General features: G+C 63.2%; 12 protein-coding genes. 9 read left to right on the top strand and 3 right to left on the bottom strand.

Annotation, left to right across the window (positions count from 1 at the left end; all coding sequences use genetic code 11):
* Positions 1-207 precede the first annotated feature (207 nt).
* The 8 genes from HYE77_RS05215 (at position 208) to HYE77_RS05180 (ending at position 10,725) form a co-directional block, all read left to right on the top strand.
* A complete protein-coding gene (locus HYE77_RS05215; RefSeq protein WP_177068510.1) occupies positions 208-1,869 on the top strand; it encodes an ABC transporter substrate-binding protein in 1,662 nt (553 codons plus the stop codon).
* Positions 1,866-2,846 (top strand): ABC transporter permease, encoded by a 981-nt coding sequence (locus HYE77_RS05210; protein WP_003219850.1) that lies wholly within the window; start codon positions 1,866-1,868, stop codon positions 2,844-2,846. Before HYE77_RS05215 ends, HYE77_RS05210 begins: the two co-directional genes overlap by 4 nt.
* On the top strand, positions 2,843-3,706 hold the full coding sequence (locus HYE77_RS05205; protein WP_177040396.1) for an ABC transporter permease: 864 nt from the start codon (positions 2,843-2,845) through the stop codon (positions 3,704-3,706). The genes HYE77_RS05210 and HYE77_RS05205 overlap by 4 nt, the downstream gene beginning before the upstream one ends.
* On the top strand, positions 3,703-5,418 hold the full coding sequence (locus tag HYE77_RS05200) for an ABC transporter ATP-binding protein (protein WP_177068509.1): 1,716 nt from the start codon (positions 3,703-3,705) through the stop codon (positions 5,416-5,418). The genes HYE77_RS05205 and HYE77_RS05200 overlap by 4 nt, the downstream gene beginning before the upstream one ends.
* A 20-nt stretch (positions 5,419-5,438) precedes the next feature.
* Positions 5,439-6,647: an acyl-CoA dehydrogenase family protein gene (locus HYE77_RS05195; protein ID WP_008431174.1), complete on the top strand. Its 1,209-nt coding sequence runs from the start codon at positions 5,439-5,441 to the stop codon at positions 6,645-6,647.
* Complete coding sequence (locus HYE77_RS05190) at positions 6,644-8,086, top strand: MFS transporter (protein ID WP_134326160.1); 1,443 nt, start codon at positions 6,644-6,646, stop codon at positions 8,084-8,086. The genes HYE77_RS05195 and HYE77_RS05190 overlap by 4 nt, the downstream gene beginning before the upstream one ends.
* Positions 8,083-8,595 (top strand): GNAT family N-acetyltransferase, encoded by a 513-nt coding sequence (locus tag HYE77_RS05185; RefSeq protein ID WP_003219864.1) that lies wholly within the window; start codon positions 8,083-8,085, stop codon positions 8,593-8,595. The genes HYE77_RS05190 and HYE77_RS05185 overlap by 4 nt, the downstream gene beginning before the upstream one ends.
* Before the next feature lie 324 nt (positions 8,596-8,919).
* The gene (locus tag HYE77_RS05180) at positions 8,920-10,725 is read left to right on the top strand and encodes an ABC transporter ATP-binding protein (RefSeq protein WP_008431180.1); all 1,806 of its coding nucleotides are present in this window, start codon (positions 8,920-8,922) and stop codon (positions 10,723-10,725) included.
* A 34-nt stretch (positions 10,726-10,759) separates the two neighbouring features.
* On the opposite strand, the gene HYE77_RS05175 is transcribed toward HYE77_RS05180, so the two are convergent.
* A complete protein-coding gene (locus HYE77_RS05175; protein ID WP_003219869.1) occupies positions 10,760-11,848 on the bottom strand; it encodes a sigma-54-dependent Fis family transcriptional regulator in 1,089 nt (362 codons plus the stop codon).
* Positions 11,849-11,870: 22 nt separating this feature from the next.
* Positions 11,871-13,058 (bottom strand): acyl-CoA dehydrogenase family protein, encoded by a 1,188-nt coding sequence (locus HYE77_RS05170; protein WP_003219870.1) that lies wholly within the window; start codon positions 13,056-13,058, stop codon positions 11,871-11,873.
* A gap of 439 nt (positions 13,059-13,497) precedes the next feature.
* Here HYE77_RS05170 and HYE77_RS05165 point away from each other — a divergent pair, with 439 nt between their 5' ends.
* Positions 13,498-15,603: a TonB-dependent receptor domain-containing protein gene (locus tag HYE77_RS05165; protein ID WP_177068508.1), complete on the top strand. Its 2,106-nt coding sequence runs from the start codon at positions 13,498-13,500 to the stop codon at positions 15,601-15,603.
* Between the two features lie 158 nt (positions 15,604-15,761).
* Here the strand turns inward: HYE77_RS05165 and HYE77_RS05160 are convergent, their stop codons facing one another.
* Positions 15,762-16,226 carry a hypothetical protein gene (locus HYE77_RS05160; RefSeq protein ID WP_003219875.1) on the bottom strand — a complete coding sequence of 155 codons (465 nt, stop codon included), beginning with the start codon at positions 16,224-16,226 and terminating at the stop codon, positions 15,762-15,764.
* Positions 16,227-16,295 lie beyond the last annotated feature (69 nt).

Below are 16,295 nucleotides of genomic sequence, written 5' to 3'. Positions count from 1 at the left end.
GAACCAATAGCGGCCGTTACCGCAGCAACGGATATGTACTCAAACCTCACGCCCCCCCAAGGCCGAGCTGTTGCCTGACCAACACTTCCCACACACATTGTCGTTTTCAGCAATCCCCCAACCCTCCAATCCCCCCTGTTTACAGGCCCAAAAACCCGGCATGCCTTGTGCAATGACCCAGTTCCCGGACTTTAGGCCTGACCCATCATGCAAGAACCCGCCCCTTACCCGCGACGATCCAGCCCGTTGCTCCTTATCGGCACCGCCACACTCTGCGGCCTGCTCCTGGGCTGTGGCCAAGGCAGCTCCACCGTCACACGCAGTGACCAGCCGGTAAAGGGCGGCACCCTCGTGTACGCCACCGACCGCGAACCCACCTGCCTCGACCCCCACGTGGCCGGCGACATGCCCCAGGTGTTCGTCGCCCAGCAGTACCTCGACTCCCTGGTCTCGATGGACGCCGACGGCCGCATCGGCCCCTGGCTCGCCAAGACCTGGGAAGTCTCCCCCGACGGCCTGACCTACACCTTCCACCTGCGCAACGACGTGCACTTCACCGACGGCACCCCGTTCAACGCCGCGGCGGTCAAGGCCAACCTCGACCACATGGCCAACCCCAAGACCCAATCCAGCACCGCAGGCGGCTACATCCGCCAATACCGCAGCACCGGCGTGCTCGACGAATACACCGCAGTGGTGCACCTGGCCACGCCGTACGCGGCCTTTCTTGAAGTCCTCGCCCAAGGCTTCCTCGGCATCGAGTCCCCCACAGCCCTGCTGCGCTCGCGCGATGTGAACTGCGAAAGCCCGGTCGGCAGCGGCCCGTTCAAGGTCGTGCGCTGGGACCGGCAAAGCCAGGTCGAGCTGGTGCGCAACCCCGACTACAACTGGGCGCCACCCACCGCCAAGCACCAGGGCCCGGCCTGGCTCGACCGGATCGTCTGGAAGTTCATCCAGGAACCTTCCGTGCGCTTCGCCTCGTTGCAGGCTGGCGAGGTCGACGTGATCGAAGCGTTGCCGCCGGAATCTCACGAGGCCGCTCGACGCAACCCGGACCTGACCCTGGTGATCGCCCAACGCCCCGGCAACCCCACCAACGGCACGCTGAACATTACCCGTGCGCCGTTCGATGACGTGCGAGTGCGCGAAGCCTTTGTGCGCAGTTCCGACATCGAGGGCGCGTTGAAGAGCGTGTACTTCAACGAATTCCCCCGCGCCGGCGGGCCGCTGAGCCCAGCCACGCGCTTCTACAGCCCGGAGTTCCAGCACGCCCAGGATTACGACCCGGCCCGGGCTGCGCAGTTACTCGACCAGTCCGGCTGGACCCAGCGCGACAGCGAGGGCTACCGCACCAAGGACGGCAAGCGCCTGCAAGTCCATGTGGTGATGGGCAACCGCACGCCACCGTCGGAATACACCTTGTGGGAACAGGTGCAGGCCACCACCCGGCAGGTCGGCTTCGAGCTGATCGTCGACCAGATGAGTGACGTGCAGGCCGCCAAACGCCAGGCCGACTGGGACTACGACATTCGCCTCGGCTACTGGAACACCAACACCGCCGACGTGCTGCGGATCATCTTCGGCAGTGAGTTCATCAGCCCGGCGGGTGTCGGTGGTTACCACCAGAACACCGCAGGCTTCAGTGACCCGGCGTTCGACACGCTGATCCGGCAAGCCCTCACCACCCAGGACAGCGAGCAGCGCCGGGCGCTGTATTACCAGGCGCAGAAAATCGCTTCCAGCCAGTACCTGCAATTGACCACCTACCCGCAAAGCACGCGGCTGGGTATCTACAAGACCACCCAGGGCGTGCGGCTGGAGCCGTCGCTGGCGGTGACTTATCTCTATGACGCATGGGTGAACAAATGAGCGACACATCACTTGCCAACCCACGGCGCGAGCGCCTGGCCCGGCTCGGCAAACGTGCGCTGTGGCGCCTTGCCGGCGGCGTGCTGGTGCTCTGGGCGGTGGCCACGCTGACGTTCTTTGCCTTGCGCCTGATGCCCGGCGACCCGGTGCAGGCGATCCTCGGCGGCCCGAGCGGCAACCCCACCCCCGAGACCATCGCCGAAGCCACCCGCGAGTACGGCCTCGACAAACCATTGGCGGTGCAATACGCGTTGTACCTCGGGCGACTGGTGCAGGGTGACCTGGGGGTTTCCTATTCCCAGCACCTGCCGGTGACCCGAGTGCTCGCCGAGCAATCCTGGCCGACCCTGGAGCTGACCCTGACCTCGCTCGCCCTGGCCTGGGTCCTGGTGCTGGCGCTGACGGTGCTGACCGCCGGCCGGCGACGCTGGGTTGCCAGCCTGGCCTCGTTGGCCGAAACCCTGGCCGCCGCGCTGCCGCACTTCTGGCTGGGGATTCTGCTGCTGGCGGTGTTTGCGTTCGGCCTGCGGCTGTTCCCGCCGGCAGGCAGTGATGGCTGGCGCACCCTGGTGTTGCCGTCGTTCGCCCTGGCGATTCCGCTGGCCGGGTTTATCGCCCAGGTCACCCGCGAATCCCTGGATTTGACCCTCGACCAACCCTTCATCCTGACCGCCCGCACCCGTGGCCTGAGTGACTTCAACGTGCGCTTCAAACACGCGTTGCGCCACGCCGTGTTGCCGGGCATCTCGCTGTCGGGCTGGGCCATCGGCGCGTTGATCAGCGGCGCCGTGGTGATCGAAGTGATTTTTTCCCGCAAGGGCCTCGGCCGCCAGTTGTACCAGGCAGTGCAGGCCCAGGACCTGCCGCTGACCATCGGTATCAGCCTGGTGGTCGCCGCCGGTTACGTGCTCGCCAATATCCTGGTCGACCTGCTGTACCTGTGGGTCGACCCTCGCCAACAGGAGCTTCCAGCATGAGTGGCCTGACCCTGGAAACACCGCTGCCCGCGCTGCGGATTCAGCGCACCACTCGCACGCTGCGCCTCGGCCCGCTGTTGGCGATTACCTTTCTGTTGCTGGTGATCGTCGCGGCGCTGGTGCCGCAGTTGTTCGCCTACAGCGACCCGCTGGCCATCGTGCCCCGCGATGCGTTTCATTCGCCGAGCCTGGGCCACTGGTTCGGCACCGATCAGTCGGGGCGGGATATTTTTTCGCGGGTGATCCATGGCACCCGCCAGTCGTTGTTCATCGGCCTGGCAGCCACGGCGATTGCGATGACCATCGCCATTGTGCTTGGCCTGTTGGGCGGGCTGGGCGGCGCGCGGGTGGACCGCGGCGTGGGCTGGTTGCTGGAAGTGCTGTTTGCGTTTCCGAGCCTGATCCTGGCGCTGTTGTTCGTGGCTATTTTCGGCAGCGGCATCGGCCCGCTGATCGTCGCCACCGGGCTGGGCAGTGCGCCGGGTTATGCGCGGATGGTCCGTGGCCAGGTGCTGGCGGTGCGCAACGCGGGCTATATCGAAGCCGCCCGCGCCCTCGGGCATCCGCCGCTGCGCATCATCCTGCGCCAGTTGCTGCCGAACGCCATGCGCCCGTTGATCGTGACCCTGACCATGGGCGTGGGCCAGGCGATTGTCTGGGCCTCGGCCCTGAGTTTTCTCGGCCTGGGCGCCCGTCCGCCGGCACCGGAGTGGGGGACCATGTTGTCCATGGGCCGCGACTTCATCGCCAACGCCTGGTGGCTGACGTTCTTCCCCGGGCTGTTCATCGTATTGACCACGCTGTCGACCACGGTCACTGGCCGTTACCTGCAACAACGCCTGGAGGGCCGTCTTTCATGAGCGACCAGAAACGCTTGATCGTTGAAGGGCTGTCCATCGAGTTTGCCGGGCAGTCGGTGGTGCGCAATCTGTCTTTCACCCTGGAGCCTGGCAAGACCCTGGCGCTGGTGGGCGAATCCGGCTCCGGTAAAAGCGTCACCGCCCGCAGCCTGATCGGCCTGGCGGGTGCGGGCGCGAAGGTTACGGCGCGCACCTTGAGCTATGACGGTGTGGATTTGCTCAGCCTGTCGGAACGCGGCTGGCGTCGTTTGCGTGGCAATGGCATCGGCTTCGTGTTGCAGGATGCACTGGTGTCCCTCGACCCGTTGCGGCCGGTGGGCAAGGAAATTCTCGAAGTGCTGGAGACCCATCGTTGGGGCGACCGTCGCAGCCGTGGCGAACGCGTCATCGAACTGCTGGACCTGGTGGGCGTACCCGAACCGCAACTGCGTGCGCGCCAGCGCCCCGATCAACTCTCCGGCGGCCTGCGCCAGCGTGCGCTGATTGCCAGCGCACTGGCATTGAACCCCGGCCTGGTGATTGCCGATGAACCGACCACGGCGCTGGATGCCACGGTGCAGGCGCAGATCCTGCAGGTATTGCAGCAGATCAAGGCCCGTGGCGATTCGCTGCTGATCATCAGCCATGACCTGGCAGTGGTCGCGCAATTGGCGGATGAGGTGCTGGTGCTGCGCCACGGCGAAGTGGTGGAGCAGGGGCCGATGGATCAGGTGCTGCTCAACCCGCGCCACGCCTACACCCGCTCGCTGCTGGATGCGGTGCCCGCCGAACATGCCCGTGGCACACGCCTGTCGCCGGAGCGCAGCAACGCTGTGGCGCAACCACGGCCGGGCGCGGATTCGCCGGTGTTGCTCAAGGCCTCCGGGCTGGGCAAGCGGTATGTCGGCCCCGATCAACAGTCGCGCCAGGTGGTGGATAACGTCAGCTTCGAGCTGCGCGCCGGTCGCACCCTGGGCATCGTCGGTGAATCCGGCTCCGGCAAAACCACCGTGGCACGCATCGCCCTCGGCTTGCTGCAACCGGATGCCGGTGAGGTGCGTTTTCTCGACCAGCCATGGGCCGCGGCAGGTACCGAGCGGGTCGAGGAAAAGACCCGCCGTGTGCATCGCCGGGATATCAGCGTGATCTATCAGGACCCGCTGAGTTCGTTCGACCCGCGCTGGACGGTGGGGCAGATCCTCAGTGATGCGCTGGACGTTGCCGGTATCGACGCCGAGCAACAGGCGACCCGCGTGACACAGTTGCTCGACCAGGTACGCCTGGCGCCGCAATTGGCCGAGCGCCGACCGTTGCAACTGTCGGGCGGGCAGCGCCAGCGCGTGGCGATTGCCCGGGCGATTGCCAGCAACCCCAAAGTGATTATTTGCGACGAGCCGGTGTCGGCACTGGACGTGTCGGTGCAGGCCCAGGTCCTGGATCTGCTGGCCGACCTGCAAGCCTCGCTGGGCCTGGCCTACCTGTTTATCTCCCACGACCTGGGGGTGATTCGCCACGTCAGCGACGAAGTGTTGGTGATGCGCCACGGCCAGGTGGTGGAAAGCGCCAGCGTCGAGACGTTGTTTGAATCGCCCCAGCACGAATACACCCGGCGCCTGCTGGGCGCGGTGCCACGCCTGCCAGGCAGCGGCAAGCAGTTGGTGGTGCCGGCCCTGGAGCCGGAAAACCCCGGCTGGCTGTTTGATGAATCGCGCCTGTGGAAAATCGCCATCTAGACCTGAATCAAGGAAGTGCCATGAGCAAGTTGTCTGCTGTACCCACGCCGCCGGTTGTAACGGTGGCCGAACTGAACGCCCGCGCCGACCGCATCCTGCCGCAGATTGCCGCCGGCGCTGCGCAACGTGAGCGTGACCGCCAACTGCCGTATGAGGCCGTGGCGCAGATCGCCCAGGCCGGGTTGTTTACCGTGCGGATTCCCAAGCGGTTTGGCGGCGCCGGTGGTTCGGTCAAGGACGTGATTGCCTTGCTGATTCGCATCGCCTCGGCCGACTCCAACGTGGCCCAGGCGCTGCGCCCCGGTTTCGGGTTTGTCGAAGGCCTGCTGGCGTCCCGCGCCGAGGGGGCGGAGGAGGAGCGCGAGCGCTGGTTCGGGCGCTACCTGCAAGGCGCCGTGATCGGCAATGCCGGCTGGGAAGTCGGCGGTGCCAACGGTTCGATCAGTGCGCGCATCGTGCGTGACGGCGAGCACTTTCGCGCTTGCGGCAGCAAGTACTACAGCACCGGTTCGTTGTATGCCGATTGGGTCAGCGCCGTCGCCCTGGACGAGAATGACCAGCCCGTGTCGTTCATCCTGCCGCGCGACCGCCAGGGCCTGGAGTTGCTGGATGATTTCGACGCCATGGGCCAGCGCCTGACCGCCAGTGGCACCACCCATCTGCATGATGTGCAGGTGTTGGCCAGCGAGATCCGCACCCGCACCGTTGAGGAAGGCAAGCGCACGATTGTCACGCCGTTCCTGCAAGTGTTCCTCGCGGCGGTGCAGGCCGGTATAGCGCGAAATGCGCTGAATGATGCGGTGACCTTTGCCAAGGAGCATGCGCGGCCGATCAAGCACAGCAGCGCCACGCGCTCGGTGGATGACCCGTACGTGGAACTGAGCGTGGGCGACGTCTCGGCCCGGGCCTTTACCGCCGAAGCGGTGGTGTTGCACGCGGCGGACTCCATTGACCGCGCCTGGGCTGCGGATCTTGATGCGGTGGCCGTCGACCAGGCGGCAGTGGACGTGGCCCAGGCGCAATACATCGCGGCCGAGTCGGCGCTCAAGGCTGCCGAGCTGGTGTTCGACGTGGGTGGCGCTTCCACCACCGGCCGCGCGCATAACCTGGACCGGCACTGGCGCAACGCGCGCACCGTGGCCAACCACAATCCCCGGCACTGGAAAGCCGCAGCCGTGGGCGCCTGGCAACTCAAGGGCACGCCGCCTCCGACATCGGGGCTGTTTTGAACAAAGCCCTCGACCTTTCACACCCCTTGGGCGAGGTGGGCACCGGGCACGCGCGCCGGGTGCCAATGATCATCGGCTGTGCGCTGTTCATGGAATTGATCGACGCCACGGCGGTGCTCACGGCGCTGCCGCAGATGGCCCAGGATTTCGGCGAGCCCAGCGTGCGCATGAACCTGGTGGTGTCGCTGTACCTGCTGGCGGTGGCGCTGTTCGTGCCGGTCAGCGGTTGGGCGGCCGACCGGTTCGGGCCGCGTCGGGTGTTTATCAGCGCCATCGTGCTGTTCACCCTCGCGTCGGTGGCCTGTGCCTGCTCGGGCTCGCTGTTGCAACTGTCCCTGGCGCGTTTGGCCCAGGGCGCCTCGGGGGCAATGATGGTGCCGGTGGGGCAGGTGATCCTGCTGCGCTGGTCGGCGCGGGAAAACCTGCTGCGTGCCATGTCGTACCTGACGGTGGCGGCGCTGGTGGGGCCGCTGCTGGGCCCACCGTTGGGCGGGCTGTTGGTGACGGTGCTGTCGTGGCATTGGATCTTCCTGATCAACCTGCCGATCGGCGTGCTTGGGGTGATCCTGGTGCTGCGCTATATCCCGGACTATTCCGGGACGCCCGGCCAGCCATTGGACGTTCCCGGCTTGTTGCTCAGCGGTGTGGCATTGGGCGGACTGGTGTTCGGTTTCGAGGTGCTGGGCCACGGCCTGTTGCCGCGCCAGTGGGCGTTGCTGCTGATTGGCGGCGGGCTGTTGAGTGCCTGGCTGTATGTCCTGCATGCACGGCGGACGGCGTACCCGTTGATCGATTTTTCATTGTTGAAAATCCCGACCTTCGCGGTGAGCTTCTGGGGCGGCAACCTGATGCGCATCGGCAGCGCGTCACAGCCGTTTTTGCTGGTGTTGCTGTTCCAGCTGTGTTTCGGGCTTAACCCGTTGCAGGCGGGGCTGCTGAGCGTGGCCGGTGGCGTGGGGGCGTTGCTGATGAAAATGCTGGCAGTACGGATTGTCAGCCGCTTCGGTTTCCGGCGCACCTTGATCGGCAATGCGGTGCTCACCGGTGCAACCATCCTGGCGTGCAGCCTGTTCGAGGTATCAACGCCTTACTGGATTGTAATACTGGTGTTATTTGGCAGCGGGATCATTCGTTCGCTGCAATTCAGCACCCTGGGGGCGTTGACCTATGCCGACGTGCCACCGGAGCAATCCAGCCGCGCCAGCAGCCTGTCGGCGATGACCATTCAGTTGACGTTGAGTTTATCGGTGGGCATCGCGGCGGGGCTGCTCGGTTTGATCATGGCCGTGCGCGGGCATGCCACGGTCGAGCAGAGTGATATCGCCTGGATCATGGCGGGTGCCGGATTGCTGTGTGCCTTGTCGGGCCTGGTTTATCGCAGGCTGTCGCCCCAGGCGGGCTCGGCGATTTATGCAAAACGCGCAGAGGGAATTGGATGATTCGTGCAGCACGTATCGAGGACGCAGGTGACATTGCCTGGGTGCATATTCGCAGTTGGCAGCAGGCTTATCGTGAACTGATGCCGGCGGATTACCTGGCTTCGCTGGAGGCGACGCAGCCTCGGCGTGAAGCCTTTTGGCGGCAGTCGATTGAGCAGGGGAGCGAAGCTGTGTTTGTCGCGCAGGTCGAGGGGCGTGTGGTGGGCTGGATTGTTGTCAGCTCGAGTCGTGATGAGGATGCTGATCCAGGCGTAACCGGTGAAGTGCAGGCGGTGTATGTGCTGGCCGAGCATTGGGGAACGGGGGTGGGCAGGGCGCTGTGGCTCAGGGGGCTGGAGCATCTCGCGAGCCTGGGCCTGGAGACGGCGACGTTGTGGGTGCTGGCTGAAAACCGGCGGGCAGTGCGCTTTTACCAAAATGCAGGATGGATAGCGCAGCCCGAATCAAGCCGCACCCTTGCTCGGGGCGGTCGTGAGTTGGAGGAAATCCGCTACCAATCCCAAAAGTGACGCTGAACCTGTGGCGAGGGAGCTTGCTCCCGCTGGGCTGCGCAGCGGCCCCAAAATCCTGGGAGCGCTTCGCACTCCAGCGGGAGCAAGCTCCCTCGCCACAGGGGAATGTTTGTCTGTTTCATGGGGCACAGTTGCTGCCTATTGAGATCGTTCCCACGCTCTGCGTGGGAATGCCGCTCTGGACGCTCTGCGTCCGCTCTTAAAATCGTGACGCAGAGCGTCACCGGATGCATTCCCACGCAGAGCGTGGGAACGATCACACTCACCATTTTTGCCTGAAAGCTGCGCGGCCACAGGCGTCATTCAGGAATGTCATTGGCCATGAGTTCGTCTTTTTCATTGTTTCGCACCTGGAATGTCCAGCACTTGCCATCGACGCCGGCGGCGTTTGTGCGGCATTTCATCGGGCATTTCAAAGGTTGGTACCTGGCTATCCTGCTGCTGCAGATCGCCGCGGTGGTGTGTTCGATTCTGACGCCCTGGGGGCTGGGGCAGATCACCCGCACCGTGAGCAACGGGCTGGAAGCGGAGCGTGCCTTTGAAGTGCTGCAATGGCCACTGACACTGCTAAGCGCGCTACTGGTGTGCCAAGTACTGTTTACCCGTGCATCGGCAGGCTGCCATATCCACGTCTTGCCGTTGCAGCGGCGCACGGTGACGCATGTGGTGTTCGCCTATCTGCAGCAGCACTCCCATCGTTTCATCAGCAATGAGTTCGCCGGGGCACTGGCGCATCGGGTGGCGGAAATTACCCTGGGCGTGAATCAGACCCTGAGCATCTTGTTGTTCGACCTGATCCCGCTGCTGGTGACGCTGAGCCTGGCCACGGCCTTGCTATGGACCGCATCGCCGTTGTTGGCGTTGTTCATGGCGGGTTGGTCGGTGGCGTTTATCGCTATCTGCTACGTCCTCGCACGCCGCAGTCATCCTCTGGCGCAACAGTATTCGGCAGCGCGCAGCACCAGCACCGGCAAAGTGGTGGATGCGGTCTCCAACCTGGCCAATATCCGCCTGTTTGCGCGCCATGCGTTCGAGCACAGTTACCTCGGCACTTTCCTCGACAAGGAGGTGGCGGCTGCCTACCGATCCCTGGGGTATATGGAGAAAATTCGCTGGTTCCAGGCTTCCTGTGGCGTAGTGCTTAAGCTCGGCTTGTTATTGCTGGCGCTCTACCTGTGGCGCAGCCACCGTATCGACATTGCTGCGTTTGTCATGTCCACCAGCCTTTCGTTGTTGATCATCAGCGATGTGGAAAACCTGTCGCGACGCTTTCTCGAATTCTTCGAAGCCACCGGCAATATCGCCAACGGTGTGCGCACCCTGATCCGCCCCCATGAAGTCATCGACCAACCCGGCGCCAAGGCGCTGATGGTCAAGCGCGGCGATATCGAGTTTCGCGATGTCGGCTTCAGCTATGGCGGTGACCGTTCGATTTTCGAACACCTGAATATCGTCATCCCCGCCGGCCAGAAAGTCGGCCTGGTGGGTGCTTCGGGCTCCGGCAAGTCGACCCTGCTGAGCTTGCTCCTGCGTCTCTACGACGTGCAGCAAGGCCAGGTGCTGGTGGACGGCAAGGACGTGCGCGAGGTGACCCAGCATTCGCTGCACCAGCAGATCGGCCTGATTCCCCAGGAGCCCGGCCTGTTCCACCGCAGCATTCGCGAAAATATCCATTACGGCCGCCTGGATGCCTCGATGGACGAGGTCGCCGAGGCGATCCACCGCGCCGGCGCCAGTGAATTTATCGACAGCATGGAACACGGCTACGAATCGCTGGTGGGCGAGCGTGGGGTCAAATTGTCCGGCGGCCAGCGCCAGCGCATTGCGATTGCCCGGGTGTTGCTGAAAAACGCGCCGATCCTGGTGATGGACGAAGCCACTTCCAGCCTGGACTCGATCACCGAGCGCTTTATCCAGGACAAGCTCGACGAAATCATGGAAGACAAGACCGTGCTGGTGGTCGCGCATCGGCTGTCCACCGTGGCCCACCTGGACCGGATCCTGGTGTTCGACAATGGCCGGGTGATCGAGGACGGCAGCCACGAACAGTTGCTGCGCCAGGGCGGGCAATATGCGCGGTTGTGGAGTCGCCAGTTCAGCGATGCGCTGGATGAAGCGGTGGTGTGACCAGGCGGCGTACCGGGTACGCCGCGCAGTTAGGTCAGATCGAGAGGTGCAGCACCCGGTCATCCTTGGCACCGGCCAGCGGGCGGCGCTTGTTGACCTTCAGCTCACCGAGGTTGATCAGCAAGGTGCGGGTCACGTTGCGGCTCAGCCCCAGCAACTCGGCGGTGTGCACCTGGTTGTGCTGGCACAGCCGGTAGGCGGCGGTGAGCAGGCTGCGTTCCACCTGTTCGTGGAGGTTTTCTATCTGCTCCTCGAACAGCCGCTGGAAGGCCTGGTCGAGCAGGTCATGGGCGGTGGTGCTGTCTTCCTGGCGTTCGATACGCAGGTTGGACATGCGCAGGTCATCGGCCTGGATCACGCCGTCGCGGCAGATCAGCAGGGTGTGGTGGATGACGTTTTCCAGCTCGCGGATATTCCCCGGCCAACTGTAGGTGGCCAGGCGTTGCTCGGCTTCCTTGCTCAAGATGATCTCGCCATAGCCGAGGCGGCGGGTGTAGGTGTCGATGAAGTACTGCACCAGCGGCAGGATATCGCCGGGGCGATCCCGCAGCGGGCTGAGTTCCAGGTTGACCACGTTCAGGCGGTAGAACAGGTCCTCGCGGAAATGCCCGGCGTTGATGGCTTTTTCCAGCTGCACGTTGGTCGCCGCCAGCACCCGCACATTGATCGGAATGCTTTTGCGCGAACCCAGGCGCACTACTTCACGCTCCTGCAATACCCGCAGCAGCTTGACCTGGATCGACATGGGCAGGTCGCCGATTTCATCGAGGAACAGCGTGCCGCCGTTGGCTTCTTCAAACCAGCCGGCCTTGGCACCGAGGGCACCGGTGAACGCGCCTTTCTCGTGGCCGAACAGCTCGGCTTCCACCAGTGATTCGGAGAATGCACCGCAATTCACCGCCACGAATGGCTGCTCCTTGCGGCCACTGAGGTTGTGGATATGCCGTGCGACCAACTCTTTGCCGGTGCCGGTTTCACCGATGATCAGCACGCTGGCTTCGCTCGGTGCGACTTGTTGCACATGCTTGAGCAAGGCCTTGGACCTGGGGTCTTCAAACACCTGCGCGGTGGCGCGGATGGAGGTGGCAAGGGCGGGCGAGGGCGGTAGGGTCAGCAGTTGCATGGTTATCCCTTTGAATAAAAGATCAGGAATAAAACGTCGGGATGGGCGCGGTACCGTTCAGTGCCCACTCGCCCAGTTCATGAAGTTTGTAGTCCAGCGGGTCATGCAGGCTCTGGGTGCGCAAGTTGCGCCAGTGCCTGTCGAGGGCCACCGAGGCGTTGGTCGCCCGTGCGCCGGTGACCTCGAAGACCTTGCTACACAACTCCAGGCCATTGCGGCTGGCAGCGACTTTGGCGGTGGCGATGGCAATCGCCGTTTCGCCGCGTTCCTCGCTGGTCAGGGCCGAGCCCTTGGCCCATGCCGCGTCCAGCACCTGGCCTGCGCGCTCCACCAGCAGGCGGGTGCTTTGCAGCGCCACCCAGAAATCGCCGTAGTGGCTGAGGATGTAAGGGTCCTGGGTGCTGTGGCTGGCGCTGGAACGGAACCACGGGCGGGCTTCTTCCAGGGTGTATTGGCGCGCTTCTTCGAACGCGCCTTCGGCGATGCCGAGGAAGATATTCGCGAAGTGCAGTTGCGCAATCAGCGGGCGCAGGCAGGCGAACGGAGTACTCAGGGGGCCCGGGTCCAGCAACAGGTCGGACTCTTCCACGCGCACGCGCTTGAAGGTCACGCTGCCGCTGTCGGTCTGGCGCTGGCCCATGTTGTTCCAGTCGTTGTGCAGGATGATCCCGCTGCGGGCGCTGGGAATCGCCGCGATCAGCAACTTGCCGCCGGCGCTTTCATCGATGGCCGAGGCGATCAGCATTTCCGAGTCGTTGGCCCCGGAGCAGAAGTTCTTCTGTCCCGAGAATTCCCGCCAGCCCGTGTGGCGCTTGACCACCGTGCGGGTGTCCAGGGGGTTCAGGGTGTTGCCCCAGAACCAGTTGTTGCTGGCCGTCAGGCTGAACCAGGTTTGCCATTGTGCGGGCGTGGCAAATAACCGGACGGTGGCGAGCATCAGGTGATGAAAGCCGAATACGTGGGCGATGGAGCTGTCGACCCGGGCGAATTCGCGCACCACCTCGAAGGTTTCCGACCAGTTGGCGTCAAGCCCGCCGAATTGCCCGGGGATGCTCAGGGACAACAGGCCGCTGCTGCGCAGTTTGTCGCGTTCGGCCTTGGGCGTACCGCCGCTGGCGTCGCGGTCGACGGCGGTGCGCGCGAACTCGGTCGCCAGGTCACGGGCAATCTCCAGTGGCGTCCTGCGGGTGCAGAGTAAGTTGACCGTCACGCGTGAATACCTCGTTGCTTAAGTCGAGAATGCTCGAGCTGATTTGTTTCAACAGGCAATGGATAGAGCAAGACCCATACCAAGTAACAATAAGCCGATAACTTGCGACTTCTTACGGGGATGCAGGCGCGGGCAGTGTCGAATACGCAACTTTTGTTGGAGGGCTGTTGGGATTTGCACAGTTGCGTCCTGTGCCCGCAGGGCTGGGCTTTCGTTATGCTTTTATTGTTTGAACATATAAGTGTTTGTGGGTGATTTTTGTATTGTCCGGAATCGAACATTTCACCAGCAAAGTGTTGCACTTGTGGCGATTAATAAGGGTGGCCGGCCAGTGTTTATTGAGGCTTGGACGTGGCATGAACCCTGCAAAGTTGAAAATAGAGCGCGACTATACGAATAGATGCTCCAACTAATTTGAGACCCCAGGAGTATTTAATTCATGCGGCAACTGTTTGAACCTCGCGCTCGTCGTTTTGAGTCACTGGCCACCGCGTCCAGCCTTGGCGTGCTGTTGATGTTGATACACGGCGCGGCCTTTGCCGCCCAGGCGGACCCGACCCTGGCCACGGTAGTGGTCACCGGTGCCGAAGCCACCGAAGCGCAAAAGGCCGAGAAGCAACTGTCCAAGGTGCCCGGCAAAACCGCAGTGATCGACAACCGCAAGATCGAACAGGGCCGCGCGGCGAACGCCGAGGACGTGCTGGCGTTGCAGCCGGGCGTATTCGCCCAGGCCACCAGCGGCTCGGGCGCGAACAAGATTTCGATCCGCGGTTCGGGCCTCAACACCTTCTATCAAGGCTATGTGCTGGGGATCAAATTCCTCTATGACGGCCTGCCGTTGACCGGCCCGGGCGGCACCCAGGAAGACATGCTGGACATGGCTTCCGTGGACCACACCGAGGTGCTCTACGGCGCCAACGCCTTCCGTTATTCGGCCTTGTCCCTGGGCGGCGCGATCAACTTCGTGAGCAAGACCGGCCGCACCGATCCGGGCAACTACGCGCGTTTCGAAGCCGGCAGCTTCGGCTATCGCAAGGAGCAGCTGAGCACCGGCGGCGTGGACGGCGACAATGACTATTACGTCAGCATCCAGCACAACGAGCGTGACGGTTACCAGGACAACACACCGAACAAGGGGCAGGGGATCGTTGCCAACTTCGGCCACGTGTTCAGCCCGCAACTGGAGACGCGCTTCTACATTCGCTACAAGGAAGAAACCCTCAGCCAGGGCAACACCCTGACCAAATACCAGCTCAAGCATGACCCCACGAGCAACCTCGTGCCCATCGGGCGCAAGAAGGACGGCTCGACGTTGCTGGGCAGCACCACCACCTACACCTTCGACGACAATGCCAAGCTCGAAGTCGGCCTGGGCTACAACGATTACCCGCTGGACAACGGCTGGCGCTATTCGCCAACGCCACAGGAATGGCGCTCCCAGGACGTCAACATGACCTTGCGCTACCTGCGCACCGCCGACACCTTCTTCGGCCTGCGCAGCGACAGCAGCGTGACCTTCAGCAATACGCTGGCGTACCTGGCCGATGTGAAATCCCACAGCAAGGCCACCGGCATCACCCAGCAGAAGACCAACTACACCGGCTCGCGGGACACGGTGTTTTCCCTCGGCAACGAACTGCAACTGAATGACCGCACGTGGCTGTCCACCGGGTTGTCATTGATTGATATCAAGCGCAAGGCGCAGATCGAATACAGCACCGCCACCAACACCAGCGCGTTCCCCAGTGGCGTTGAATACGACGAGACCGACGTCGCCCCGCGCATTGGCCTGCGCTATCAGTTGACTCCGGAATTCGAAGTGTTCGGCAACGTCAGCCGCTCGGTGGATCCACCGGTTACCTGGCAGCTGGGCAGCACCGGCACACCATACATCCGTGATGTGCGGCCGCAAAAAGCCAACACCGTGGAGTTCGGCATTCGCGGCGGCCACGGTATTTTTGACGGCAGCCTGACGGTCTACCGCTCGTGGGTGCAGAAAGAACTGCTATCGGTGGTGGTGCGCCAGGCGACGGCCACCCAGGACCAACTGGTGGCCACCTCCAACGGCAGCGCGACCATTCACCAGGGCATCGAAGCCGGCTTGAATGCGCAACTGTGGGACGGCGGCAATGGCGACACCGTGACCCTGCGCCAGGCCTATACCTTCAACGACTTCCACTACCGCAACGATGCGGTGTTCGGCGACAACCAGCTGCCGGGCCTGCCGCGCCAGGTCTACCAGGCGGAGCTGGAATATCGCCAAGGCAGTGGTTTCTATGCGCAGCTCAACGCCCGGGCGGCGTCCAGCTATTACGTCGACTTTGCCAACTCCCTGAGTGCGCCGTCGTATACGTTGTGGGGGGCCAAGGTGGGCTACGAGGCCCCTAGCAAGAAGTGGGAAGTGTTCGTCGATGCACGCAACCTGACCAACAAGCGCTATGCCACGGCCACCAACACCGCGTACGACGCCAAGGGCCAGGACTCGGCCAACTTCTATGTGGGGGATGCGTTCAACGTGACCACGGGGGTTTCGTTTCACTTTTGACCGCAGGCCGGCGCTCTAACAAACAAAGGAAATCCTTGTGGGAGCTGTCGAGCTTTAGCGAGGCTGCGATGGCATCACCTCGGTGTACCTGAAGCACCGAGGTGTCCGCATCGCAGGCAAGCCAGCTCCCACACTGGATTTTTGTAGCAGCTGGAAATTTAGTTCTGCGGCCGCTGTTTGGTCGAGTCCAGCTCGGCCTTTTTGCCGGTGCTGATCTCGGTGATCTGCGCCGACTTGGCAATCGCGAAATCAAAGGTGTCCTGCATCTTGGCGATGGCATCGGTCGCCGTGCCATTGAGCCCACCGTTGGCTGCCCAGTCGAAGTTCCACACCCCGGAAAAGTTATCGGCACCGGCCACATCATGGGTTTCGATCGCGGTGAACACGTCGGGATGGCGCTCCATGTACTGGGCCGCAGCGCTCACATCGGCCGGCACCTTGCCCGAGGCATTGCTGGCCAGTTGCGAAAGCTCTTGCTTGGTGATGGCCGACTTGCCCGTTTGGCGCATGTAATCGGCGATGACCTTGCTCGACTTGGAAATATTCAACTTGTCGTCGAATACCGACGTCGAGGCTTTTTGAGTGGTCGGTCCGCCACCGGCGGGTGTTACGGTAGTAGACATCGGCGCTGCTCCCTCAATGAATTGGATGACATCGAAGCCGACGTTAGCATGGGCAATTGGCCATTTATC

It is taken from the genome of Pseudomonas sp. IPO3774 (genome assembly GCF_013386835.1).
GTDB lineage: Bacteria > Pseudomonadota > Gammaproteobacteria > Pseudomonadales > Pseudomonadaceae > Aquipseudomonas.
Note: the sequence above shows the minus strand (reverse complement) of the source record. Positions and strands in the feature narration are given on the sequence as shown.